The following is a 23,966-nucleotide window of genomic DNA, read 5'->3' as shown; positions in this document are numbered from 1 at the left end:
TACGCACCCACCCCAGGTCGAGGCAAACCGCGACCGAGTGACCCCGCACACACGCCCCAACTCCCCGCCCCTACGCCGCCCACCGCTCGGACGGGCTCGCCTCATCCGGCTCACCCGCCTTGTCCGTCCCGTCCGCCGCGCCGGGACGCGCCTGCGGCGACACGGCCGGCTGCGACCGCGCGTCCAGCGGCTCCGCCCCCCGCCTCGGGCCCATGTGCACCTCGGGCGCGGACGAGGCGCTCGGCGGATCAGAGGGCTGCGACTCGGACGGCGACGGGCTCTCCGACGGCGGTTCCGGCGACTCCTCCGACGGAGTGGCGGACGACTGGGGCGGCGCGGGAGGAGACGCACCGCCGCCGGTGGGCACGGGCGGCTGCGGGGCAGCGGGCTGCCGGCCGGGCCGCATCCGTTTCGCATCAGCGGGCGCCGACCCGCTCGAGCTGGGCGAAGCACTCCGGTCCTTGTCGTCAAGGCCGCCGGAGGCTCCCTCGCCGCCGACCTCCCCGCGCCGTCCGTGCCCGCCCGGCAGCACCTGCCCGCCGTCCGGCTCGGCCGCCGCGCCGCCACGGTCGGCAGACGTGCTGGATGCGGGCTTCCTGCCCTCGTCGTCGCTGACGCTCATGCAGCCTGACGAGGCCAGGACGGCCAGCGAGGCGGCGATCCAGATGGCCGTACGGCGGCCGGGGGCTGAGAACTGGCGCACGGGGGCACCTCCGGGACAGGGACGGGACGCGGGTCGTAGTGCCCAACTCCCGTCACCCCGCCGGGGACACGCCCGCGATCCGGTACCGGAACGGGCCGGCAGCCCGTCTCACGCGGTGAGCGCCCGCGCCAACTCCAGGCCCAGGAAGACCGATCCGAGCCCCACCAGGAGCGAGGCCGCGACATTCGCCACGGCCAGGAACGGCCACCCCCGCTCGGCCAGCCGCAACGTCTCGTACGAAAACGTGGAGTACGTCGTCAGCGCCCCGCACAGCCCCGTACCGAGCAGCGCGTACGTGTGCGACGACACCGACGCCCCGGCTACGGCGCCGAGCACCAGGCTGCCCGCGGCGTTGACCACGAACGTCCCCCACGGGAACACCGAGTCGTGGCGTGCCTGGACCGCACGGTCCGTCAGATACCGCAGCGGGGCACCGACCGCGCCCCCCAGGATCACCAGCAGCCAGTTCACCGCGCCGCCGCCCTCTTCAGCGCGGCCCGGGCCGCCGACGCGGTCAACCACACCGCGCCCAGGGCGGCGACGACCGTGCCTCCCGCGTACGCCAGCGCGGTGCCCGCCTCCTCCCGTTCCAGCAGGTCCGAGAAGTCGAGCGCGTACGTCGAGAACGTCGTGAAACCGCCCAGCACGCCCACTCCGAGGAACGGCCGCAGCAGCGGCGGGGCCGACCGGCCGCCTTCGCTGACGAGCACCATCAGCACACCGATCAGACCGCAACCGACGACATTGACCCAGAACACCGCCCATGGAAAGGCGCCCCCGGGCGTCGGCCACAGCAGGGACGCGCCGTAACGCCCGGTCGCCCCCAGCGCCCCGCCCACCGAGATCGCGGCGAGCACCGGCCACTTGTGCGCGCCCTCGGTCTCCGCCCGCTGCACGGGCACATGGAGATCGACGTCCGGGTCGATCGCCTCCGCTTCTTCGCCGGGGCCGGCGCCCGGTCCACGGGTCACCCGTACCCCAGCTCGTGCAGCCGGGCGTCGTCGATGCCGAAGTGGTGGGCGATCTCGTGCACCACGGTGATCTCGGTCTCCGCGACGACGTCCTCGCGGGACTCGCACATCCGCAGGGTCGGCCCGCGGTAGATGGTGATGCGGTCCGGCAGCACGCCCGCGTACCACTCGCCGCGGTCCGTGAGCGGAGTCCCCTCGTAGAGGCCGAGCAGATCGAGGTCGTCCGCGGCGGGCTCGTCCTCCACGAACACGGCGACGTTGTCCATCAGCCGCATCAGTTCGGGCGGAATCCTGTCCAGGGCCTCGGAGACCAGTTCCTCGAACTCCTCACGCGTCATCTCCAGCACCCGGCCATTGTCACGTACGCCGTGCGAGTGGTCGCCCCGGCATGGCCGCGCGCCCGTGCGGGCATACGGGACCAATGGCCCGCGAAGCCCAGGAACCGCCCCGCTCGCCCATGTCGCCCTCCCCGATCCGCACCGCACTCGCCCGGCTCAGGCACCGCCTGCCGAAGCGCGGCAGCTCCGCGCACCCGGGAACCGCTCCGGCCGTCGCCCCGACCCGTCCGGCACGGCCGTGGGTGCGCGCGCTGGGCCTGACCGCCGTCGTGATGGTCGGTGCCTGGCTCGGGCTGTTGATCGTCGGCAATGTCCGTACGCCGGTCGGGCCCATGGACACGACCATGACGCTGCGCCCGTCCCTGACCGGCGGAACGAAGATCAACGTGTCGCCGCTGGGCGCTCTGGAGCTCGACTCCCACACCGCTCCCGTACGTCTCGACGTCGATGTCGACCGCCTCGACCCCGTCCGCTCCCAGAACCTCGTCGAGCATCCGGAGCTGATCTCCGGTCTTCAGGACGAGATCACCCGCGACGTCCAGGACGGCACCACCGAGCTTGCCGTGCGCTCCTGCGTCGCCGTCGTCTCCGGAGCGACCGCGCTGGGCCTCGCCGTCTACCGCCGCCCCCGCAGGGCACTCGCGGCGGGCGGTCTCGCGCTCGCCCTGCTGGCCGCATCCGGCGTCAGCGCGTACGCCACCTGGAACCCGAAGTCCGTCCTGGAGCCGAAGTTCTCCGGCCTGCTCACCTCGGCGCCGTCGGTCGTCGGCAGCGCACGTTCGATCGTCACCGAGTTCGACGTCTACCAACAGGAGTTGGCGCGCCTCGTCACCAACGTCACCAAGCTGTACGAGGCGACCTCCACCCTTCCCGCGTACCAGCCCGACCCGGGCACGATGCGGGTGCTGCACGTCTCCGACATCCACCTCAACCCGGCGGCGTGGCACATCATCGCCTCACTCGTCGAGCAGTACGACATCGATGTGATCATCGACTCCGGCGACACGATGGACCACGGGTCCGCCGCCGAGAACGGCTTCCTCGACCCGATCTCGGACCTTGGCGCGCCGTACGTCTGGGTGCGCGGCAACCACGACTCGCGCACCACGCAGAAGTACCTGTCCGGTCTGAAGAACGTGCATGTCCTCGACGACGGCAGGGCCGTGACGGTGGCGGGGCTGCGCATCGCCGGCAGCGGTGACCCGCAGTTCACCCCCGACCGGTCGGTCGTGGCCCTGGGCGACCCGGCCGAACGGATGACGGGCATCCGCCTCGCCTCCGCCCTGCGCGACCAGGAACGCGCCGGCACGCCCGCCGACATCGCCGTCGCCCACAACCCGGTCGCCGCCCGCGAGACCGACGGCACGGTCCCGCTCGTCCTGGCCGGCCACATCCACAAGCGCCACACGGAGATCCTCCAGCACGGCACCCGCCTGAAGATCGAGGGCTCCACGGGCGGCGGCGGCCTGCGAGCGGTTCAGAACCAGAAGCCGGAACAGGTCCGGGCGTCGGTCCTCTACCTGGACCGGAAGACCCGCCGGATGCAGGCCTGGGACGAGATCACGCTGGGCGGCCTCGGGCTGACGACCGCCGAGGTCACCAGGCATCTCGCCGAGCAGCCCGAGGCGGAGCCGTCCCCTTCGGCATCCCTGTCCGGCACACCGTCCCCCGGCGCACCCAGCCCCTCTCCCAACCCCACGCCGTAAACCGTTTTGGCGATAGCTCCCCCCATCCCATATGCTTCTCACGTCCCCGACGCGCTGCGAAGCGCCCAGGCGGGCCCTTAGCCCTCATCGTCTAGTGGCCCAGGACGCCGCCCTTTCAAGGCGGTAGCACGGGTTCGAATCCCGTTGGGGGCACGCATCACCGTGTGCGAGACTTGTCTCGCACATTGCTTGGTCCTGTGGAGCAGTTTGGAGTGCTCGCCACCCTGTCAAGGTGGAGGCCGCGGGTTCAAATCCCGTCAGGACCGCTGAGGCTCGAAAGGGCCTCTTCCTCTGGCTCTTCGAGCTGGGGACACCCCTCGGCTGGGTAGCTCAGTTGGTACGAGCGATCGCCTGAAAAGCGATAGGTCGCCGGTTCGACCCCGGCCCCAGCCACCATCGCCCGCAAGGGCGAACACCCCCTCCGGGTCACCGGAGGGGGTGTTCTCGTATCGGCCGGGCAGGGGAGGCTCCGTGATCATCACGCGCGCACAGCCGGACGATCTGCCCCGGCTGCTGACCTTCCGCGACGAGGCGGCGGCCTGGCTCGGTGAGCTCGGTACCGACCAGTGGCGCCGTCCCTACCCGGCAGACCGGCTGCGGGTCAGGGGACGGCGGGCCGCCCGCGCCCCGGGAAGTCCCGGCCCCGGGCGGCCGCGCGCTCAGGACTTCTCGCGCCCGGAGCGGCTGCGTCCGCGCACGGCAAGAGCCACCGCGGCCGCCACCACCGCCGTGAGCAGTGCCCAGTCCGGTACAGCCTCGCCCACCCCCGACACCCACTCCTCGACCGCGAACGAGTCGTCGACCGACAGCAGGCCCGGAAGAGCGGCCGTGCCGTCGAAGGCCAGGAAGAGCGTGCCGAGGACGATGAAGAACAGGCCCGACAGCAGCGATGTCGTGTGCACCTCGAACCGGCCCGCCCGCAGCGCCCGGCCGCGCAGCCACCCACGGCGGGCCAGGTCGAAGCGTTCCCAGAGCAGTGCCAGCGCAAAGAGGGGGACCGCCATGCCCAGGGCGTAGACCGCCATGAGCAGGCCGCCGTAGACCGGGCTGCCGCTCACCGCCGCCACCGTCAGCACGCTGCCCAGGATGGGGCCGGCGCAGAAGCCGGCCAGGCCGTGGACCAGGCCGAGGGCGTACACGGACATCGCCGTCGTCGGGCGGATGCGGCCGACGACCGAGGCGATGCGGCGCGAGGCGATGCCCATGCCGAGGATCTGGGCGACGCCCAGCGTGACGATCAGCCATCCGCCCACGGTGACCAGCAGGTCACGGTGGCCGTAGAACAGCCTCCCGGCGAACGACCCGGCCGCGCCGAGCGGCACGAGTGTGGTGGCCAGACCGGCGTAGAAGATCCCGGTGCGGGCCAGCAGTCCGCCCGCCGAGCCGATTGAGTACGCGAAGAAGGCGGGGAGCAGCAGCGCGCTGCAGGGGCTGATCAGCGCGAGCAGGCCGCCGAGAAAGGCGGCCAGGTAGCCGATGTCGCTCACCGGCCGGCCTCGCCCGCGGCCTTCTTCCCCGTCTTCTTCCCTGTCTTCTTCGCCGTCTCGATCGCGTCGGTGAACGTCTCCGTCGGCTGCGCGCCGGCGACGGGACGTCCGTTGATCAGGAAGGACGGCGTGGAGGTGGCGCCGAGCCCGTACGCCTCCTCCTGGTCCTTCTTCACGGCCAGCCGCGCGGCGTCACTGTCCAGGTCGCGGGTGAAGCGCTCGAGGTCGGCGACGCCCGCCTCGTCCGCAAGGGTCCGCAGCCGGTCCTTGCCGAAGCCCTTCTCCTTGGCGCCCTCCGCGTAAGCGGCGGCATGGAACTCCCAGAAGCGGCCCTGCTGCCCGGCCGCCCACGCGGCGCGCGCCGCGGACTCCGACTCCTCGCCGAAGATCGGGAAGTTGCGCCATTCGATGCGCAGGGTGCCGTCCGCGACGTACTTCTTCACCAGCTCGGGCTCGGTGTCGCGGGCGAACTTGCCGCAGTAGCCGCACTGGAAGTCCGCATATTCGATCATGACGACGGGTGCGTCGGTACGGCCCCGGGCCAGCGGGTCGGCGGCGTCGCGGCGGGCGAGCTTCTCGAGCTCGGGATACATGCCGGCCTGCAGGTCCGCGGAGGCGTCGGCCACGGGCGACGAGGGGCCGGCGGACGGTGCGTCCGGCTTGGTGGCCGTGTAGGAGGCGAAGCCGAGCAGCAGGGCCGCGACGAGGACGCCCGCCCCGACGGCGAGCGGCTTGCGCGAGGTACGTGCGGTGGAAGAAGGCATGGTGGTGCTCCTGAGCGAAGGTCTGACGGGTCCAACCGGATGAGGGGCCGTCGGGCCTAGACGCGCAGGACGGAGAGGTCGACCGGAGAGGGCGGTGCCGGCGGCGGCTCGGTCAGCGGCGACACGTCGAGGAATACCCGGCCGTGCCCTGCCGGGAGGGCGGGCCCGCCCGTCTGGTGCGGTGCGGGCAGCAGCTCGTACACGGAACCGCCGCGCGGCGTCGTCCCGGGGTGCGCGCCGCTGTCGTTGCCGGCCGCGCTCCTGCCGCAGCCCGGTGACTGCACCGGACCGGTGGCCGCGGCGACGACCGCGGCGTCCCAGTCGGCCGCGGTCGCGGCCGGCGCCGTCCCACCGAGGCACCCGAGAAGCGCTCCGAGAAGTCCCAGCAGCAGGCTCGCGGTCACCACAAGGCGGTGTCGGCGGTCGCGGCCGATCAGCATGGACGCGCTGTCCCTTCGGAGTCCGGGCGGGCGGAGGAGGAGGATCGCTCCATACTGCACCAGCTCGCGGGCGAAATGGGTTCGCCAGTCGTTTCCCGGGGGTGCGATCCTGGACTCCGTATGTCTACTTCCCTCGCCGAGATCCAGAGCCTGCTGGCCGGGGCGTCCCTGCGCGACGCCCACCGGCTCGGCCGTCGTCTCGAAGGCGCCCGCCGCATCCGTAAGCCCGAGGCACGGCAGGCCGTGCTGGACGAGATCGCCGTAGAGGCGGAGAAGTCCGCGGCCCGCACCACCCGGCGCGCCGGGTGCGTGCCCGAGATCACCTACCCCGCGCAGCTTCCCGTCAGTCAGAAGAAGGACGAGATCCTCAAGGCGATACGGGACCACCAGGTCGTGATCGTCGCAGGTGAGACCGGGTCGGGCAAGACGACCCAGATCCCGAAGATCTGCCTGGAGCTCGGCCGGGGCGTGCGCGGCATGATCGGCCACACGCAGCCCCGCCGTATCGCCGCCCGGACGGTCGCCGAGCGCGTCGCGGAAGAGCTGAACACCCCGCTCGGCGAGGCGGTCGGCTGGAAGGTCCGTTTCACCGACCAGGCGAGCGGCGACACCCTCGTCAAGCTGATGACGGACGGCATCCTGCTCGCCGAGATCCAGACGGACCGCGAGCTGCGCGCCTACGACACGATCATCCTCGACGAGGCGCACGAGCGGTCGCTGAACATCGACTTCCTGCTCGGCTATCTCGCGCAGCTGCTCCCGAAGCGCCCCGACCTCAAGGTCGTGATCACCTCCGCGACGATCGACCCGGAGCGCTTCTCCCGGCACTTCGGCGACGCCCCGATCGTCGAGGTGAGCGGCCGTACGTATCCGGTCGAGGTGCGCTACCGGCCGCTGCTGGAGGAGGACTCGGAGGCTGTCGACAGTCAGGAGAGCGACCGTGACCAGATCACCGCGATCACGGACGCCGTCGAGGAGCTGATGGGCGAGGGGAAGGGCGACATCCTCGTCTTCCTCTCCGGCGAGCGCGAGATCCGCGACACGGCGGACGCGCTCAACAAGAAGCAGTACAGATTCACCGAGGTGCTCCCCCTCTATGCGCGCCTGTCGCACGCCGAGCAGCACCGCGTCTTCCAGCCGCACACCGGCCGCCGGATCGTCCTCGCGACGAACGTCGCGGAGACGTCGCTGACCGTCCCCGGCATCAAGTACGTGATCGACCCGGGCAACGCCCGCATCTCCCGCTACAGCCATCGCACCAAGGTGCAGCGGCTGCCGATCGAGGCGGTCAGCCAGGCCAGCGCCAATCAGCGCAAGGGCCGCTGCGGCCGTACGTCGGACGGCATCTGCATCCGGCTCTACTCGGAGGACGACTTCAACGCCCGTCCCGAGTTCACGGACGCGGAGATCCTGCGGACGAACCTGGCGTCCGTCATCCTGCAGATGACAGCGGCCGGTCTCGGTGACATCGAGAAGTTCCCGTTCATCGACCCGCCGGACCATCGCAACATCCGCGACGGTGTGCAGCTCCTCCAGGAACTGGGCGCGTTCGACCCGGCCGAGAAGGACCCGCGCAAGAAGCTGACGCAGATGGGCCGCAAGCTCTCGCAGCTCCCGGTCGACCCGCGTCTGGCCCGCATGATCGTCGAGGCGGACAGGAACGGCTGTGTCCGCGAGGTCATGGTGATCGCGGCCGCGCTGTCCATCCAGGACCCGCGGGAGCGCCCGGCGGAGAAGCAGGCGCAGGCGGACCAGCAGCACGCCCGCTTCAAGGACGAGACGAGCGACTTCCTCGCCTTCCTCAACCTGTGGCGATACGTCCGCGAGCAGCAGAAGGAGCGCGGCTCCTCGAGCTTCCGCAGGATGTGCAAGCAGGAGTATCTGAACTTCCTGCGTATCCGCGAATGGCAGGACATCTACTCGCAGCTGCGCACGGTCGCCAAGCAGATGGGCCTCCATCTGAACGAGGAGGACGCCCCCGAGCAGTCCGTGCACGTCTCGCTGCTGGCCGGCCTGCTGTCCCACGTCGGCATGAAGGACGTGAAGGACGGCGCGAAGAACGAGTACCTGGGCGCCCGCAGCGCCAAGTTCGCGGTCTTCCCCGGCTCCACCCTCTTCAAGAAGCCTCCGCGGTTCCTCATGTCCGCCGAGCTGGTGGAGACCTCCCGCCTGTGGGCGCGGGTCAACGCCAAGATCGAACCGGAGTGGATCGAGCCGCTCGCGCAGCATTTGCTGAAGCGTACGTACAGCGAGCCGCACTGGGAGAAGGACGCCGCAGCGGTGATGGCGTACGAGAAGGTGACGCTCTACGGCGTGCCGATCGTCGCCCAGCGCAAGGTCAACTACGGGCGGATCGACCCGGAGGTCTCGCGCGACCTCTTCATCCGCAACGCACTGGTCGAGGGCGACTGGCGCACGCACCACAAGTTCTTCGCGGACAACCGCAGGCTGCTGACCGAGGTCGAGGAGCTGGAGCACCGGGCCCGGCGCCGCGACATCCTCGTCGACGACGAGACACTGTTCGACTTCTACGACCAGCGGGTGCCCGAACACGTCGTGTCCGGCGCACACTTCGACTCGTGGTGGAAGCACAAGCGCCGTGAGCAGCCCGAACTGCTCGACTTCGAGCGCGAGATGCTCATCAACGAGAAGGCCGGTGCGGTCACCAAGGACGACTACCCGGACTCGTGGCGGCAGGGCCGGCTGAAGTTCAAGGTGACGTACCAGTTCGAGCCGGGCGCGGACGCCGACGGCGTCACCGTCCACATCCCGCTGCAGGTGCTGAACCAGGTCACGGACGAAGGCTTCGACTGGCAGATCCCGGGCCTGCGGGAAGAGGTCGTGACGGAGCTGATCCGTTCCCTCCCCAAGCCCATCCGCCGCCACTACGTCCCGGCGCCGAACTACGCGAGCCGCTTCCTGGACACGGCGGCCCCTCTTCAGGAGCCGCTGCCCGTCACGCTCGCGCGCGAGCTCCAGCGGATGGTCGGGGTGCCCGTCACGGCGGACGACTTCGACCTCTCGCGCGTACCCGATCACCTGAAGGTCACGTTCCGGATCGTCGACGAGCGGCGCAGGAAGCTCGCGGAGGACAAGGACCTGGAAGCGCTGCGGCTCCGGCTGAAGCCGAAGGCCCGCCAGGCGCTCTCCATGGCCGCCGCGGCCGCCACTTCCGGCCCGTCCGGCTCCGGGGAGTCCCTGGAGCGCACGGGCCTCACGGACTGGACCATCGGCACGCTGACGAAGGTCTTCGAGACCCGGCGCGCCGGTCAGCCGGTCAAGGCGTTCCCGGCACTGGTCGACGAGGGGACCACGGTCTCGGTACGGCTCTTCGACACCGAGGCCGAGCAGGCGCAGGCCATGTGGCAGGGCACCCGCCGTTTGATCATGCTCAACATCCCGGTGAACCCGGCGAAGTTCGCCTCCGACAAGCTGACCAACCAGCAGAAGCTGGCGCTGTCCCGCAATCCGCACGGCTCGGTCCAGGCCCTTTTCGAGGACTGCGCCCTGGCCGCGGCCGACCGGCTGATCGCGGAGCACGGCGGTCCGGCCTGGGACGAGGAATCGTTCCGGAAGCTGTACGACAAGGTCCGCGCCGACCTCGTCGACCTCACCGTCCGCACGATCGACCAGGTGCAGCAGATCCTGGCGGCATGGCAGGCCTGTGAGCGCCGCCTGAAGGCGACGAACAGCCTGGTCCTGGTCGACAACGTCCGGGACGTACGCGAGCAGTTGGCGGCCCTCGTTCCGGCCGGCTTCGTGACCCGCACGGGGCTGCGCAGGCTGCCGGACCTGATGCGCTACCTGGTCGCGGTGGACCGCCGACTGCAGCAGATGCCGACGGCCGTCCAGCGCGACACGACGCGCATGGAGAAGGTCCACGAGATGCAGGACGAGTACGCGTGGCTGCTCGAGCAGCTGCCGCAGGGCAGGCCGGTGCCGCAGGCGGTCCTGGACATCCGCTGGATGATCGAGGAGCTGCGCGTGAGCTACTTCGCGCACGCGCTGGGCACGGCCTACCCGGTGTCCGACAAGCGGATCGTGAAGGCGATCGACGCGGCCGCGCCGTGACATGCCGGTCGCCAGGAGTGAGTTCGACCTGATGGTCGTACCTGCTGTACAGTCTCTCTCGCAGCCAAGAGAGTAGTCACCGGCTGCGAAACCTGGTCCTGTGGAGCAGTTTGGAGTGCTCGCCACCCTGTCAAGGTGGAGGCCGCGGGTTCAAATCCCGTCAGGACCGCGCGTATGACCGAAGGCCCGCATCACTCGATGCGGGCCTTCGTCGTGCCCGGGAACCGCGCCGGCGTCGGCCCCGTCGTGCCGGGCCGTCTTGACGGAGTCATCTGCCGCAGGTACCTAGTCATTAGGGGACGGCACACACCCGGAGGTGACGTGCATGGCGGCGTCCACGGCAAGGCGGTACGAGACCCGGGCGCTGCTGCGCGCCCATCTGTCGGCCATTTCCGGCTATCGGCACCTCACACGGTCCTGCCCCATCTGCCATCGCCTCCTGAGGCTGGCCATGGAGCGCCCGGAGCACGAACCCCGGACACAGCCGCCGAGCCCTCACGGGCAGGTGCCCGAGGGGCCGCCGGCCGAGGACAGCGGTCCCGCCGAGGAGTGACCAACAGCCGCTCGGCCGCGCTCTCTTGCGTCACAGGCCGGGCTTTGGCAAGTGGCCTGCAGTGTGACGGGTGTCACCGAACGGGTTTTCAGAACCGTCGCGCTCAACCCCTCCCTGCACCCGGCCGATTTAATATGTGCCATTGCACTCCCCTCGGGGCGGTCCGGCACAGGTCGGCACAAGGCACCCGCAACCGTCCCCGGGCAACGAAAATCGCGCTGGACCCGGCGGAGTCCAGCGCGATCGATGACGAGGGCCTGTTGGGGCAGACACCGTCGGTGGAGCTATGGGTGGGCGGTCCGAGGTGGGGGCCCCGGAAATGCCCGGTCAAACGGGGTGTGTTCAGGCCTCGCTGCGCTGCTGCGGGATTCCCGCAAGCAGTGCGCGGACCTCTGCCTCGCGGTACCGGCGATGTCCTCCGAGCGTGCGGATGGACGTGAGCTTGCCTGCCTTGGCCCAGCGAGTGACCGTCTTCGGGTCCACGCGGAACATGGTGGCAACCTCAGCCGGGGTCAGCAGCGGCTCGGCATCAGGGGTGCGAGCGGTCATGAGCGGCCTCCTCGGGAGAACCGAACCTTCTCGGTTCTTTCCTCTAAATTCTGCACCTTGACCCGCGTTGCCCGAAATGGGCGGACGCGGGCCGAGTCGGTTATAGGACGAACGGCTTGTCCTCGGCACTACAACTACACCATCTGTCCAGCCACGTCGGCCAAACCGATGGAATTGCCCTCTCAGGTGTCCATCAGCGGCCGAAGCCCGATGGACCATGCCATAACGGACAGTCACGTCACAGTAACGATCAGTCACAGAGCGATCAGGAGTCGCCAGACCCCCCATAGAGTGCAATGCTGAGCATTCCGCCCTTACTTGGACGGAAGGAACCCTCCCCGGACTCCTTGTCCTATTTTGACACGAGGGTGGGCGATGGACGCAAGGGCGTGGTTAGTGCTGTCCGTCACGCTTGAGGCAAGTGCCCGGATCGGGGCCTACGTCCTGTACCCGGTGCAGCCCGGACAACGAAGTCGGCCTTCAATTGGCGAACTGACGGTCCCTGACGGCCCGCCAGCGCTCGGTCAGCCGCGCGTACGCCTCGGCCGCCCCCTCCCCGTCACCGGCCCTCAGCGCCGCGATGCCCTCGGTCACATCGGCGGCCGACCGGTCGTCGGCGAGCTGCTCACCCGGAAGCGCGTGCACCAGGCCGCCGTAGTCGAGCTCGACGAGCGAGCGCGGGTGGAACTCCTCCAGCCAGCGCCCCACGTCCAGCAGCACGTCGGTCAGCGGCCCCTCGTCGATCGTCTCCCGCAGCGTCCGCAGCGCCCGCGCCACCCGCCGGCGGGCCTGGACCATGGGCGTCCGGTAGCGCAGCACGGGCGCGGCCGGGCCCTGCGCCTCGTACTCCCGCTCCTCGTCGGCGAAGAGTGTGAACCAGCCCACAGGCACATGCCAGACCGCCGTCCTGATCCACGGCCGCGCGTCCGGGTTGTGCACCCGCCACTGCTCGAAATCCGCCGCCGCCTGGCCCCGTACGACCGGCGGCAGCGCCGCGTCCAGCAGCGGCGCCGGCAGCTGCTGCGCGAGCTCCTCCAGGGCCAGCCAGCCGCGCAGCCGGGTCCGCCACGGACAGACGCAGACCACGCCGTCCACCTCCGCCACGAACGCGTCGGCGCTCTCGTGGACCGGGACGGGAACCGGCGGGGTCGGCAGCAGATCGGCCAGGGAGCGGCGCAGTTCGTCCTGCGCGGTCGGTGTGGCGTCCCGGCGGGCGTAGCGGGTCCAGTGGCCGCGCTCCGGCTCGGGGAAGGCCGCCAGCGGTTCGTAGATCCGCAGATAGGACGCGTAAGGGACGAGAACCGAGGACAGCGCTGGCATGCCGCGATCCTTCCACGCCGGTACTCCGCGAGAGGGTGATCCTCGGCACTGCGTCGGATCTACGCACGCGTAGGACTTAATCTCTTGCCCAACTGGACCTTCCCCGTCCCTCCCCTGCCAAAAGCGACCGGGAGGCCCGGGGGCGGCCCTCCCCCGCCGCTTCGTACTTGGGAGTCACCACCGTGACCGATGTGACCGGCGCCAATGCCGACGTTCTGCACACCCTGTTCCGATCGGAGCAGGGGGGCCACGAGCAGGTCGTGCTGTGCCAGGACCGCGCCAGTGGCCTGAAGGCCGTCATCGCCATTCACTCCACCGCCCTGGGTCCGGCCCTCGGCGGCACCCGTTTCTACCCGTACGCCTCCGAGGCGGAGGCCGTCACCGACGCGCTGAACCTCTCCCGCGGGATGTCGTACAAGAACGCCATGGCCGGCCTCGACCACGGCGGCGGCAAGGCCGTGATCATCGGCGACCCCGAGCAGATCAAGTCCGAGGAACTGCTGCTGGCCTACGGCCGTTTCGTGGACTCGCTCGGCGGTCGCTACGTGACCGCCTGCGACGTCGGCACCTACGTCGCCGACATGGACGTCGTCGCGCGCGAGAGCCGCTGGGTCACCGGCCGCTCCCCCGAGAACGGCGGCGCGGGCGACTCGTCCGTGCTGACCGCCTACGGCGTCTTCCAGGGCATGCGGGCCTCGGCCCAGCACCTGTGGGGCAGCCCGGCGCTGCACGGCCGCAAGGTGGGCATCGCCGGCGTCGGCAAGGTCGGCCACCACCTGGTCGAGCACCTGATCTCCGACGGGGCCGAGGTCGTGATCACCGACGTACGCGAGGAGTCCGTACGCCGGATCCGCGACCGGCACCCTCAGGTCACCGCCGTCGCCGACACCGCCACCCTGATCCGTACGGAGGGCCTGGACGTCTACGCCCCCTGCGCCCTCGGCGGCGCCCTGAACGACGCCACCGTCCCGGTGCTGACGGCCAGGGTCGTCTGCGGCGCGGCCAACAACCAGCTCGCACATCCGGGCGTGGAGAAGGACCTCGCGGACCGCGGGATCCTCTACGCCCCCGACTACGTGGTGAACGCCGGCGGCGTGATCCAGGTCGCCGACGAGCTGCACGGCTTCGACTTCGACCGGTGCAAGGCGAAGGCGTCCAAGATCTTCGACACCACGCTGGCAATATTCGCACGTGCGAAGGACGACGGTATTCCGCCGGCCGCGGCAGCCGACCGGATCGCCGAGCAGCGCATGGCGGAGGCGCGTCGTCGCTGACCGTGTGCGCACGGCCCGCCGACCGGGGGGAGACAAGACTCACCCCGGTCGGCGGGTCGAACGCCGGGAAGAGGTTAAAATCGCAGTTGACCAGCGAGGATGGGGCACCTCGCCGGTCCTGTGAAGTGGCACGTGATGCGGGCGGCGTACCGTATGGCCGCGGAAGCAGGTACCGTTGAAGCCCTACGGACCGGTCTCTCCGAGGAGAGCCCGTTCCGACTCATGAACGCGTGTCAAGACTCTGGGGCCGTCGAGCCCCGTCACCGAGGGGGTCGAGCCATGGGGCGCGGCCGGGCCAAGGCCAAGCAGACAAAGGTCGCCCGCCAGCTGAAGTACAACAGCGGCGGGACTGACCTGTCGCGTCTGGCCAACGAGCTGGGCGCTTCGACTTCGAGTCAGCCTCCGAACGGCGAGCCGTTCGAGGACGACGACGAGGAAGACGACCCGTACGCACAGTACGCGGATTTGTACAACGACGACGATGACGAGGACGACGAGTCCGGTCCGGCGTCGCAGCAACGCCGCGGCGCTTGACGCTGTACTGACACCGACCCGGTCCTGGGGCGACCCCGGACCGGGTTCTGTGCTGTCGGCTCCCAGCCGTGCCGCCCAAGGCGGCACGGCTGCTACGACGCGTAGTCGCCGGTCAGCTCGGCGCCCGTGCGCCCGTCACCGGTCCGCTCGACGATGCTGCCGGCGACCCAGGCGTCGACCCCGCGGTCGGCCAGGGTGGTCAGCGCCACATCGACGGACTCCTGCGGGACGACGGCCATCATGCCGACCCCCATGTTCAGGGTCTTCTCCAACTCGAGCCGCTCCACCCGGCCCGCCCTTCCGACGAGGTCGAACACCGGCCCCGGCGCCCAGGTCGACCGGTCGACGACCGCGTGCAGCGAGTCCGGGATCACCCGGGCCAGGTTGTTGGCCAGACCGCCGCCGGTGATGTGGCTGAACGCGTGCACCTCGGTGGTCCGGATGAGCGCGAGACAGTCCAGCGAGTAGATCTTGGTGGGCTCGAGCAGTTCCTCGCCGAGCGTCCGGCCGAGCTCCTCGACCTGCTGCTCCAGCGACATCTTCGCCCGGTCGAACAGCACGTGCCGGACCAGCGAGTACCCGTTGGAGTGAAGCCCGGACGACGCCATCGCGATGACCGCGTCACCCTTACGGATGCGATCCGCTCCCAGCAGCCGGTCCGCCTCGACCACGCCGGTACCGGCGCCCGCGACATCGAAGTCGTCGGGGCCGAGCAGACCGGGGTGCTCCGCGGTCTCGCCGCCGACCAGCGCGGTGCCGGCGAGCACACAGCCCTCCGCGATGCCTTTGACGATCCCGGCGACCCGCTCCGGGTGGACCTTGCCGACACAGATGTAGTCGGTCATGAACAGGGGCTCGGCGCCGCAGACGACGATGTCGTCCATGACCATTGCCACCAGGTCGTGGCCGATCGTGTCGTACACACCCATCTGCCGGGCGATGTCGACCTTCGTGCCGACACCGTCGGTGGCGGAGGCGAGCAGCGGGCGCTCGTAGCGCTTGAGCGCGGAGGCGTCGAAGAGGCCGGCGAAGCCGCCCAGGCCGCCGAGGCCTGCGACTTCGGGGCGCTGCGTCTTCTTCACCCACTCCTTCATCAGCTCCACCGCGCGGTCGCCCGCCTCGATGTCGACGCCCGCGGCCGCGTAACTGGCACCGGTGCCCGCGTGCGGAGCACGCTCGGAAGATTCAGCAGACATGCTGGAGAACTTTCGTGTCGTACTGCAGGGGGATCACGGGCGACGGAGCGCGTCGGCGGCGTCGGAGCCGCCCGCCAGCTCGGTCTCCAGAAGCTGCTTGCCGAGCAGCTCCGGGTCCGGCAGCTCCATCGGGTACTCACCGTCGAAGCAGGCGCGGCACAGGTTCGGCTTGGCGATGGTGGTCGCCTCGATCATGCCGTCGATGGAGATGTACGCCAGCGAGTCGGCGCCCAGCGAGGTGCCGATCTCGTCGATCGTCATGCCGTTGGCGATGAGCTCGGCGCGGGTCGCGAAGTCGATGCCGAAGAAGCAGGGCCACTTCACCGGCGGGGACGAGATCCGGATGTGGACCTCGGCGGCGCCTGCCTCGCGAAGCATCTTGACCAGGGCCCGCTGGGTGTTGCCGCGGACGATCGAGTCGTCCACGACGACCAGCCGCTTGCCCCGGATGACTTCCTTGAGCGGGTTCAGCTTGAGGCGGATACCCAGCTGGCGGATGGTCTGGGACGGCTGGATGAAGGTGCGGCCGACGTAGGCGTTCTTCACCAGGCCGGAGCCGTACGGGATGCCGCTGGCCTCTGCGTAGCCGATGGCCGCGGGCGTGCCGGACTCGGGCGTCGCTATGACCAGGTCGGCGTCGGCCGGTGCTTCCTTGGCCAGTTTGCGGCCCATCTCCACGCGGGAGAGGTAGACGTTCCGGCCGGCGATGTCGGTGTCGGGGCGGGCCAGGTAGACGTACTCGAAGACACAGCCCTTCGGCTTCGCTTCTGCGAAGCGCGAAGTGCGGATGCCGTTCTCGTCGATGGCGATGAGCTCGCCCGGCTCGATCTCGCGGACGAAGCTGGCGCCGCAGATGTCGAGGGCGGCGGACTCGGACGCGACGACCCAGCCGCGCTCGAGACGGCCGAGGACCAGCGGGCGGATGCCCTGCGGGTCACGGGCCGCGTAGAGGGTGCCCTCGTCCATGAAGACGAGCGAGAAGGCGCCCCGCACGTCGGGGAGGACCTTGGCCGCCGCGTCCTCCACGGTCAGCGGCTTGCCGTCGTCGTCGACCTGGCCGGCGAGCAGCGCGGTGATCAGATCGGTGTCGTTGGTCGCGGCGACCTGGGTGGCCCGGCCGTTCTCCTTGGGGAGTTCGGCGACCATCTCGGCGAGCTGCGCCGTGTTGACCAGGTTTCCGTTGTGGCCGAGCGCGATGGAGCCGTGGGCGGTGGCCCGGAAGGTCGGCTGCGCGTTCTCCCACACCGAGGCGCCCGTGGTCGAGTAGCGGGCGTGACCGACCGCGATGTGACCCGTCAGGGAACCGAGGGAGGTTTCGTCGAAGACCTGGGAGACCAGGCCCATGTCCTTGAAGACGAGGATCTGGGAGCCGTTGCTCACCGCGATTCCCGCGGATTCCTGGCCTCGATGTTGGAGGGCGTAGAGCCCGAAGTAAGTGAGCTTCGCGACCTCTTCTCCCGGAGCCCAGACACCGAAGACGCCGCAAGCGTCCTGGGGGCCCTTCTCACCGGGGAGCAGGTCGTGGTTGAGTCGTCCGTCACCACGTGGCACGCCACCGAGTGTAGGCGAGATCGACCACTGGTCCGAATTGGGGACACCACGGACCCGGGTCTCCGGGGACGCGCGGGGTGCGCCGGGGGCCCGATTCCGGGCGCCTGCCGGTGTGCTCGCGACCTCGTCGGACACCTGGAAATTCATCCATCGCCGCGTCCACGATCCGGGACGACCGGCCCGTACCCCGCGCGGGCCATGGGGTTCGGCCCCCGGTCCGGGCGCATCGGCGTGATCACGCTCCGTCAAGCCGGGCCGAAGCGAGGTCCGGTCCGCGGCTCGGCGGGCGGCGCGGGCGGGGTGTGGGGGCGTGTGCTAGTTCACACGGTCACTTCGCGCCGGAGGTGTCCGCGACGACCGCGGCGAATCCTTCGCCGTCGGCACGGGTGAGCGTCAGGGAGCGGTGATCCAGCTCGTACGTCACCGTCCCCTTGAGCGACTCGACCAGCTTGCGTTCCAGGTCCATCTCCGGGCCCTCGCACAGCTTCCTCGTGGAGGCGAGGCGGCCGAAGGTGATCGAGTCCTCGGAGATCTCGGCCGTGCTGGTGAAACGGTTGCAGCCGAGGCTGCCGCGCACGGACCCGTCCTTGCCGAAGGTGAGATGCGCCTTGTTCTCCGTGCCCGCGGGCAGCGATTGCGCCGTCTCGCCGGAGATCAGACTGTTCACCGACCACTTGGTGCCGACCAGCGGCGGTGACGGCTGCGAGGTGAGGGCGACCAAGTCGCCCTTCTGCGTCGTGAGGGTCAGCCTGCCGTCGGTCAGCTTCGCCGTGAGCCGGCCGGTGAGGGCGGCGCGCAGGGTGTCCTCGAAGTTCTGGACCTTCTCCTCGCAGGCCATCTCGGTCATCTCCGCGGGCCGCACGGTGATCGTGTCTCCTTCGACCTCCACATCGGCGCCGAAGTGGTTGCACCCGTAGCTGCCCTGGGCCCTTCCCTCGTCGGTGATCTCGACATGCGCGTCGGCCGGGGCCACGGTCCTTCTGCCGTCGACGGTGACGCTGTCGACGGACCAGTGGACGCCGGTCACGGGCACGTCGGGCTGCACGGAGCCGGAGCCGGAAGCGGAGCCGGAGCCGGACTCCGTGCCGCAGGCGGCTAGCGCGAGGACGGCCAGTGCGGTGACTGAGATGCTCAGCTGGGTGCGCATATCGGTGGGACGGAGCGGCCCGCGTGCCGGTTCCGCCGCCTCACCCGCGCGGCTCAGCCCAGGATGGGCAGCAGCGCCCCGAGGTCGGCGCGCTCCCCGCTCGCGCTGACCTTCGCCGACTCCAACGCGTCCCCCCATCCCGTACGGCCGGTGGCCAGGCGGATCCAGGTCAGCGGATCCGCCTCGACGACGTTGGGCGGGGTGCCGCGGGTGTGCCGGGGGCCCTCGACGCACTGCACCACGGCGAACGGCGGGATCCGCACCTCCGTCGACGCCCCCGGCGCCTTGACCGCCAGGGCATCGGCGAGCAACCGCGTGCACGCGGCGAGCGCCCGGCGGTCGTAGGGGACGTCCAGCCCGGTCGCGGCGTTCAGGTCGTCGGTGTGGACGATCAGCTCGACGGTACGGGTGACCATGAAGTCCCCGAGTCGCATGCCGCCGAACCGCATGGGTACGAGCCGCTCCGCGGACGCGGCCGGCAGCAACTCCTCGAGGTCCGCGGCCGTACGGGCGAAGAGCTCGACGACCGAGCCGCCGTCGGCGAACGCTCTGGTGTCCTCGTCGACCCGATCGGCCGCCGTGACCGTTGCGAAGGGCCAGTCGAGCAGCGCCAGATCCTGCTTCTGCGGCTCCGGCAGTCGCAGATACCCGGCGACGAGCCCGGAGACCATCGCAATGTGCGCGGCGAGTTCCCGTACGGTCCAGTCCCCCAGCCGCGTCGGCAGCGCGAACTGCGCCTCGGTGAGGGTGCCCACAGCCTGCCGCACCTGCCCGAACTGGGAGAGGACGGCGGCACGGGTGGTCGCGGGGTCGTAGGCGCGAAGGCGCTTCCTGGCCGGTGGCATGAGCCGACCCTACGGGGTGCGCAGGCCCCCGGGCACGGGGTTGTCGACGGCGTACGCCTCGCCGCTCCCGAGGACTTCGATGCGGGGCCGGCGGAACGGGATCCACCCTCGCGGCGTCCGCGTCCGGGTCGCCCTCCTCCGCGTGGAACGAACGGCGGCGGCTCCCTGAAAGCCAAAGGAGTCCTCGCTGCGGGCGCATGAGCGGCGACAGCGCACCGAAGCCCGGCCGCGGGGCTGCCTCGTCGGCCTCGGCCACGATGTGTCCCGACGGGGACCAGCGCGAGTAAGCCCCCGCTCCGGCGAGGCCGGAGCGGGGGCTTCCTCGCGGCGTGTCAGACGAGCAGACCCGGGATGGTCTCCTCGTGGGCCGTGCGCAGCTCGCTCAGCGGGATGCTGAACTGGCCCTGCACCTCCACCGCGTTTCCGTCGACGACACCGATGCGGGTCGCGGGCAGACCGCGCGCGCCGCACATGTCGGTGAAGCGGAGCTCCTCGCTGCGCGGGACGGCGACGACTGCACGGCCGGCCGACTCGCTCAGCAGCAGCGTGAAGGCGTCAAGACCGTCCGGTACGACCAGCCGCGCGCCCTTGCCGCCGCGCAGGCAGGACTCGACCACGGCCTGGACCAGGCCGCCGTCGGACAGGTCGTGCGCCGCGTCGATCATGCCGTCGCGGGAGGCCGAGATCAGGATGTCCGCGAGCAGCTTCTCCCGGTCGAGGTCGACCTGCGGCGGCAGACCGCCGAGGTGGTTGTGCACGACCTGGGACCAGGCGGAGCCGCCGAACTCCTCGCGGGTGTCTCCGAGCAGGTAGAGCAGCTGCCCCTCCTCGGCGAACGCGATCGGCGTACGGCGGTTGACGTCGTCGATCACGCCCAGCACGGCAACGACCGGGGTCGGGTGGATCGCGGTCTGGCCCGTCTGGTTGTAGAGCGAGACGTTGCCGCCGGTGACCGGCGTGCCCAGCTGCAGACAGCCGTCCGCGAGACCACGCGTGGCCTCGGCGAACTGCCACATCACGTCCGGGTCCTCCGGGGAGCCGAAGTTCAGGCAGTCGGAGATCGCGAGCGGCTTCGCACCGGAGGCGGCGACATTGCGGTACGCCTCCGCCAGCGCGAGCTGCGCGCCCGTGTAGGGGTCGAGCTTCGCGTACCGGCCGTTGCCGTCCGTCGCCATGGCCACGCCCAGGTTCGACTCCTCGTCGATCCGGACCATGCCGGCGTCCTCCGGCTGGGCGAGCACGGTGTTGCCCTGCACGAAGCGGTCGTACTGGTCCGTGATCCACGCCTTGGAGGCCTGGTTCGGGGAGGCGACCAGCTTGAGGACCTGCTCACGCAGCTCGTCGGCGTCGGCCGGGCGGGCCAGCTTGTTCGCGTCGTCGGCCTGCAGCGCGTCCTGCCAGGACGGGCGGGCATAGGGGCGGTGGTACGTCGGGCCCTCGTGGGCGACGGTGCCGGGCGGCACGTCCACGATCAGCTCGCCGTGCCAGTAGATCTCCAGGTGGTCGCCCTCGGTCACCTCACCGATGACGGTGGCGATGACGTCCCACTTCTCGCAGATCTCCAGGAAGCGGTCGACGTGCTGCGGCTCGACGATCGCGCACATGCGTTCCTGCGACTCGCTCATGAGGATCTCCTCGGGCGAGAGCGTCGCGTCGCGCAGCGGCACGGTGTCCAGCTCGACCCGCATACCGCCCGACCCGGCGCTCGCCAGTTCGGAGGTGGCGCAGGACAGTCCGGCACCGCCGAGGTCCTGGATGCCCGCGACCAGCTTCTCCTTGAAGATCTCGAGCGTGCACTCGATCAGGAGCTTTTCCTGGAACGGGTCACCGACCTGGACGGCAGGGCGCTTGGTGGGCTTGGTGTCGTCGAAGGTCTCGGAAGCGAGGACCGATACGCCGCCGATGCCGTCACCGCCGGTGCGGGCGCCGTACAGGATGACCTTGTTGCCGGGGCCGGACGCCTTCGCGAGGTGGATGTCCTCGTGCTTCATCACGCCGATGCATCCGGCGTTGACCAGCGGGTTGCCCTGGTAGCACTCGTCGAAGACGACCTCGCCCCCGATGTTCGGCAGGCCCAGGCAGTTGCCGTAGCCGCCGATGCCGGCGACGACGCCCGGCAGCACCCGCTTGGTGTCGGGGTGGTCGGCGGCGCCGAAGCGCAGGGGGTCTACCACGGCGACCGGGCGGGCACCCATGGCGAGGATGTCGCGGACGATGCCGCCGACGCCGGTGGCCGCGCCCTGGTAGGGCTCGATGTACGAGGGGTGGTTGTGCGACTCGACCTTGAAGGTGACCGCGTAGCCCTGGCCGACGTCGACGACGCCCGCGTTCTCGCCGATGCCGACGAGCATGGCGTCGTTCTCGGGGACCTTTTCGCCGAACTGCTTCAGATGGACCTTGCTGCTCTTGTACGAACAGTGCTCGGACCACATGACGCTGTACATCGCGAGCTCGGCGCCGGTCGGCCGGCGGCCGAGGATCTCGCGGATGCGCGCGTACTCGTCCTCCTTGAGGCCGAGCTCCTTCCAGGGCTGGTCGGCCTCGGGGGTCTCGGTTGCGTGCTTGACGGTGTCCAGGGTCATGCTGCGACCAACTTCTTCAGGATCGAGGTGAAGAATCCGAGTCCGTCGGTACGGCCCGTACCGACCAGCGGCTCCACTGCGTGCTCGGGGTGCGGCATCAGGCCGACCACGTTGCCCGCGGCGTTGGTGATACCGGCGATGTCGCGCAGCGAACCGTTCGGGTTGCCGTCGAGGTAGCGGAAGGCGACACGGCCCTCTGCCTCCAGCTCGTCGAGCGTGCGCTCGTCGGCCACGTAGCGGCCGTCGATGTTCTTCAGCGGTACGGAGATCTCCTGGCCCGCCTCGTAGTCGGCGGTCCATGCGGTGTCCGCGTTCTCCACCCGCAGCGTCTGGTCGCGGCAGATGAAGTGGAGGTGGTTGTTGCGCAGCATGGCGCCCGGCAGCAGATGCGACTCGGTGAGGATCTGGAAGCCGTTGCAGATGCCGAGGACCGGCATACCGGCCTTCGCCTGCTCGATGATCGTCTCCATCACCGGCGAGAACCGGGAGATCGCTCCGGCACGCAGATAGTCGCCGTAGGAGAAACCGCCGGCGAGTACGACCGCGTCGACCTGCTTGAGGTCCTTGTCGCGGTGCCACAGCGGAACGGGCTCCGCACCGGCGAGACGGGCGGCGCGCAGCGCGTCCCGGTCGTCGAGCGTGCCGGGGAAGGTGACGACTCCGATACGAGAGGTCACGACTCCACCTTCACGACGAAGTCCTCGATCACGGTGTTGGCGAGGAACGTTTCAGCCATCTCATGGATGCGGGCGAGGGCGGCGTCGTCGACCGGCCCGTCCACCTCCAGTTCGAAGCGCTTTCCCTGACGTACGTCCGCGATCCCGGCGAATCCCAGACGAGGCAGTGCACGCTGCACCGCCTGTCCCTGGGGGTCGAGGATCTCGGGCTTGAGCATGACGTCGACTACGACGCGAGCCACGGGCACTCCCGGTGGTGTGTTGCGAGGGCGGTTCCCTCAGCGTACCCGGCTCGAAAATCTACGCGGGTAGATATACGGCTGCCCCAACCAGGAAAACCGGAGAAAGAATCCCGGCGTCATTGCGAGGGACACGCGGAGGCAATTGCCAGGGCTTCACAATGCGCCACCGTCCGCTGTACAAAGGAATACGGAGGAAAGCAGCATTGCTCCTCGACGGCCGAATAGCCGGTATCACCCCACGTCAGAACCTACGTCGTAACCGGTGATACCGCAGGGAAAGGACCGATATCCGTGGCTCAGCGAGTGGTGGTCACGCTCTCCGACGACATCGACGGCGGAGAAGCGGCGGAAACGGTCGAGTTCGGCCTCGACGGGAAGTCGTACGAGATCGACCTCAATCTCTCCAATGCAAAGAAACTGCGCAAGGCGCTGGCGCCGTACATGGCGGCCGGCCGGAAGCAGGCGAGCAGTGGCAAGCGCGACAAGTCCCGCACCGTCACCTACCGCCACACCTCGGTCGAGCCCGCGCCGGCGGCGGTCCGGGCGTGGGCCCAGTCCAACAAGATGGACGTGCCGGCCCGCGGCCGCATCCCCAAGCGCGTCTACGAGGCGTTCCGCGAGGCCAGTTGAGCCACAGCCGGCCACGCCGCGGCCGAACGGAGTTGCACCGCCCCCCTGGTGATCGGCTACAGTCTGGAGCACGCCGAAGGGCAGGCCGAAAGGCCCGCCTCGAGCAGCGTGCGGGTGTAGTTCAGTAGTAGAACATCCCCCTTCCAGGGGGAAGGCGCAGTGTGCAATTCCTGTCACCCGCTCTGCATCGCTTTACCGTCCACCGGTGTGGATCAGGTACAGTGGTGAACGCACCGCACGGTGGCCCCTCCAACAAGGGGTCGACTCGCGGAGCAATGCGGACGTGGCTCAGTTGGTAGAGCATCACCTTGCCAAGGTGAGGGTCGCGAGTTCGAATCTCGTCGTCCGCTCAGCATCGAAGGCCCTGGTCGATATGACCGGGGCCT

At 69.9% G+C, this 23,966-nt stretch carries 22 protein-coding genes and 6 tRNA genes; 12 read left to right on the top strand and 16 right to left on the bottom strand.

Annotation, left to right across the window (positions count from 1 at the left end):
- Positions 1-70: 70 nt before the first annotated feature.
- The 4 genes from IE198_RS16890 to IE198_RS16875 form a co-directional block, all read right to left on the bottom strand.
- The gene (locus IE198_RS16890; RefSeq protein WP_189887263.1) at positions 71-703 is read right to left on the bottom strand and encodes a hypothetical protein; all 633 of its coding nucleotides are present in this window, start codon (positions 701-703) and stop codon (positions 71-73) included.
- Positions 704-811: 108 nt separating this feature from the next.
- Positions 812-1,174, bottom strand: coding sequence for a fluoride efflux transporter FluC (locus tag IE198_RS16885; RefSeq protein ID WP_189887262.1), 363 nt, complete (start codon positions 1,172-1,174; stop codon positions 812-814).
- Entirely contained in the window at positions 1,171-1,674 is a 504-nt protein-coding gene (locus tag IE198_RS16880; RefSeq protein WP_189887261.1) for a fluoride efflux transporter FluC, read from the bottom strand. Before IE198_RS16880 ends, IE198_RS16885 begins: the two co-directional genes overlap by 4 nt.
- Complete coding sequence (locus IE198_RS16875) at positions 1,671-2,021, bottom strand: metallopeptidase family protein (RefSeq protein WP_189887260.1); 351 nt, start codon at positions 2,019-2,021, stop codon at positions 1,671-1,673. The genes IE198_RS16880 and IE198_RS16875 overlap by 4 nt, the downstream gene beginning before the upstream one ends.
- 74 nt (positions 2,022-2,095) lie before the next feature.
- On the opposite strand from IE198_RS16875, the gene IE198_RS16870 reads away from it, so the two are divergent.
- From IE198_RS16870 to IE198_RS16855, 4 genes are all read left to right on the top strand, one after another.
- Positions 2,096-3,718: a metallophosphoesterase family protein gene (locus IE198_RS16870; protein WP_189887259.1), complete on the top strand. Its 1,623-nt coding sequence runs from the start codon at positions 2,096-2,098 to the stop codon at positions 3,716-3,718.
- Positions 3,719-3,798: 80 nt separating this feature from the next.
- Positions 3,799-3,871 (top strand) — tRNA-Glu (locus IE198_RS16865).
- Between the two features lie 38 nt (positions 3,872-3,909).
- A tRNA-Asp gene (locus tag IE198_RS16860) sits at positions 3,910-3,984 on the top strand.
- 53 nt (positions 3,985-4,037) lie between these two features.
- Positions 4,038-4,114 (top strand) — tRNA-Phe (locus IE198_RS16855).
- A 263-nt stretch (positions 4,115-4,377) separates the two neighbouring features.
- Here IE198_RS16855 and IE198_RS16850 read toward each other — a convergent pair.
- Genes IE198_RS16850 through IE198_RS16840 form a run of 3 tightly spaced genes read right to left on the bottom strand, consistent with a single transcriptional unit; the run spans position 4,378 to position 6,409 of the window.
- Positions 4,378-5,205, bottom strand: a complete 828-nt coding sequence (locus IE198_RS16850; protein WP_189887258.1) for a cytochrome c biogenesis CcdA family protein — start codon at positions 5,203-5,205, stop codon at positions 4,378-4,380.
- Positions 5,202-5,969, bottom strand: coding sequence for a DsbA family protein (locus IE198_RS16845; RefSeq protein WP_189887257.1), 768 nt, complete (start codon positions 5,967-5,969; stop codon positions 5,202-5,204). The genes IE198_RS16850 and IE198_RS16845 overlap by 4 nt, the downstream gene beginning before the upstream one ends.
- Positions 5,970-6,025: 56 nt before the next feature.
- Positions 6,026-6,409, bottom strand: coding sequence for a hypothetical protein (locus IE198_RS16840; protein ID WP_189887256.1), 384 nt, complete (start codon positions 6,407-6,409; stop codon positions 6,026-6,028).
- Positions 6,410-6,529: 120 nt separating this feature from the next.
- Between IE198_RS16840 and hrpA the strand changes: the two genes are divergently transcribed.
- The 3 genes from hrpA (at position 6,530) to IE198_RS16825 (ending at position 11,033) form a co-directional block, all read left to right on the top strand.
- Entirely contained in the window at positions 6,530-10,480 is a 3,951-nt protein-coding gene (gene hrpA, locus IE198_RS16835) for an ATP-dependent RNA helicase HrpA (RefSeq protein WP_189887255.1), read from the top strand.
- Positions 10,481-10,574: 94 nt separating this feature from the next.
- Positions 10,575-10,649: transfer RNA gene (locus IE198_RS16830), tRNA-Asp, on the top strand.
- A 156-nt stretch (positions 10,650-10,805) separates the two neighbouring features.
- Positions 10,806-11,033 carry a DUF6274 family protein gene (locus IE198_RS16825; protein ID WP_189887254.1) on the top strand — a complete coding sequence of 76 codons (228 nt, stop codon included), beginning with the start codon at positions 10,806-10,808 and terminating at the stop codon, positions 11,031-11,033.
- A gap of 342 nt (positions 11,034-11,375) precedes the next feature.
- Here the strand turns inward: IE198_RS16825 and bldC are convergent, their stop codons facing one another.
- Positions 11,376-11,582: a developmental transcriptional regulator BldC gene (gene bldC / locus IE198_RS16820; protein ID WP_003949541.1), complete on the bottom strand. Its 207-nt coding sequence runs from the start codon at positions 11,580-11,582 to the stop codon at positions 11,376-11,378.
- 480 nt (positions 11,583-12,062) lie between these two features.
- On the bottom strand, positions 12,063-12,902 hold the full coding sequence (locus IE198_RS16815; RefSeq protein WP_189887253.1) for a DUF8083 family protein: 840 nt from the start codon (positions 12,900-12,902) through the stop codon (positions 12,063-12,065).
- A gap of 182 nt (positions 12,903-13,084) precedes the next feature.
- On the opposite strand from IE198_RS16815, the gene IE198_RS16810 reads away from it, so the two are divergent.
- Positions 13,085-14,176 (top strand): Leu/Phe/Val dehydrogenase, encoded by a 1,092-nt coding sequence (locus IE198_RS16810; protein WP_189887252.1) that lies wholly within the window; start codon positions 13,085-13,087, stop codon positions 14,174-14,176.
- A gap of 279 nt (positions 14,177-14,455) precedes the next feature.
- A complete protein-coding gene (locus IE198_RS16805; protein WP_100107975.1) occupies positions 14,456-14,710 on the top strand; it encodes a DUF3073 domain-containing protein in 255 nt (84 codons plus the stop codon).
- 92 nt (positions 14,711-14,802) lie between these two features.
- On the opposite strand, the gene purM is transcribed toward IE198_RS16805, so the two are convergent.
- From purM to purS, 7 genes are all read right to left on the bottom strand, one after another.
- Positions 14,803-15,906, bottom strand: coding sequence for a phosphoribosylformylglycinamidine cyclo-ligase (purM, locus tag IE198_RS16800; RefSeq protein WP_189887251.1), 1,104 nt, complete (start codon positions 15,904-15,906; stop codon positions 14,803-14,805).
- Positions 15,907-15,939: 33 nt separating this feature from the next.
- Positions 15,940-17,457, bottom strand: a complete 1,518-nt coding sequence (purF, locus tag IE198_RS16795) for an amidophosphoribosyltransferase (RefSeq protein WP_189887250.1) — start codon at positions 17,455-17,457, stop codon at positions 15,940-15,942.
- A 328-nt stretch (positions 17,458-17,785) separates the two neighbouring features.
- Positions 17,786-18,604, bottom strand: a complete 819-nt coding sequence (locus IE198_RS16790; protein WP_189887249.1) for an META domain-containing protein — start codon at positions 18,602-18,604, stop codon at positions 17,786-17,788.
- A 53-nt stretch (positions 18,605-18,657) separates the two neighbouring features.
- Positions 18,658-19,449, bottom strand: coding sequence for a maleylpyruvate isomerase family mycothiol-dependent enzyme (locus tag IE198_RS16785; RefSeq protein ID WP_189887248.1), 792 nt, complete (start codon positions 19,447-19,449; stop codon positions 18,658-18,660).
- A 332-nt stretch (positions 19,450-19,781) separates the two neighbouring features.
- The gene (gene purL, locus IE198_RS16780) at positions 19,782-22,031 is read right to left on the bottom strand and encodes a phosphoribosylformylglycinamidine synthase subunit PurL (RefSeq protein ID WP_189887247.1); all 2,250 of its coding nucleotides are present in this window, start codon (positions 22,029-22,031) and stop codon (positions 19,782-19,784) included.
- Positions 22,028-22,708, bottom strand: a complete 681-nt coding sequence (gene purQ, locus IE198_RS16775) for a phosphoribosylformylglycinamidine synthase subunit PurQ (RefSeq protein WP_189887246.1) — start codon at positions 22,706-22,708, stop codon at positions 22,028-22,030. Before purQ ends, purL begins: the two co-directional genes overlap by 4 nt.
- A complete protein-coding gene (gene purS / locus IE198_RS16770) occupies positions 22,705-22,950 on the bottom strand; it encodes a phosphoribosylformylglycinamidine synthase subunit PurS (RefSeq protein ID WP_189887244.1) in 246 nt (81 codons plus the stop codon). Before purS ends, purQ begins: the two co-directional genes overlap by 4 nt.
- Positions 22,951-23,241: 291 nt before the next feature.
- Between purS and IE198_RS16765 the strand changes: the two genes are divergently transcribed.
- From IE198_RS16765 to IE198_RS16755, 3 genes are all read left to right on the top strand, one after another.
- Positions 23,242-23,580, top strand: a complete 339-nt coding sequence (locus IE198_RS16765) for a histone-like nucleoid-structuring protein Lsr2 (protein ID WP_308426815.1) — start codon at positions 23,242-23,244, stop codon at positions 23,578-23,580.
- 110 nt (positions 23,581-23,690) lie between these two features.
- Positions 23,691-23,762 (top strand) — tRNA-Gly (locus IE198_RS16760).
- Between the two features lie 95 nt (positions 23,763-23,857).
- Positions 23,858-23,930 (top strand) — tRNA-Gly (locus IE198_RS16755).
- The last annotated feature ends 36 nt before the right edge of the window (positions 23,931-23,966 follow it).

The sequence above is a fragment of the Streptomyces xantholiticus genome (genome assembly GCF_014651015.1).
GTDB lineage: Bacteria > Actinomycetota > Actinomycetes > Streptomycetales > Streptomycetaceae > Streptomyces > Streptomyces xantholiticus.
Note: the sequence above shows the minus strand (reverse complement) of the source record. Positions and strands in the feature narration are given on the sequence as shown.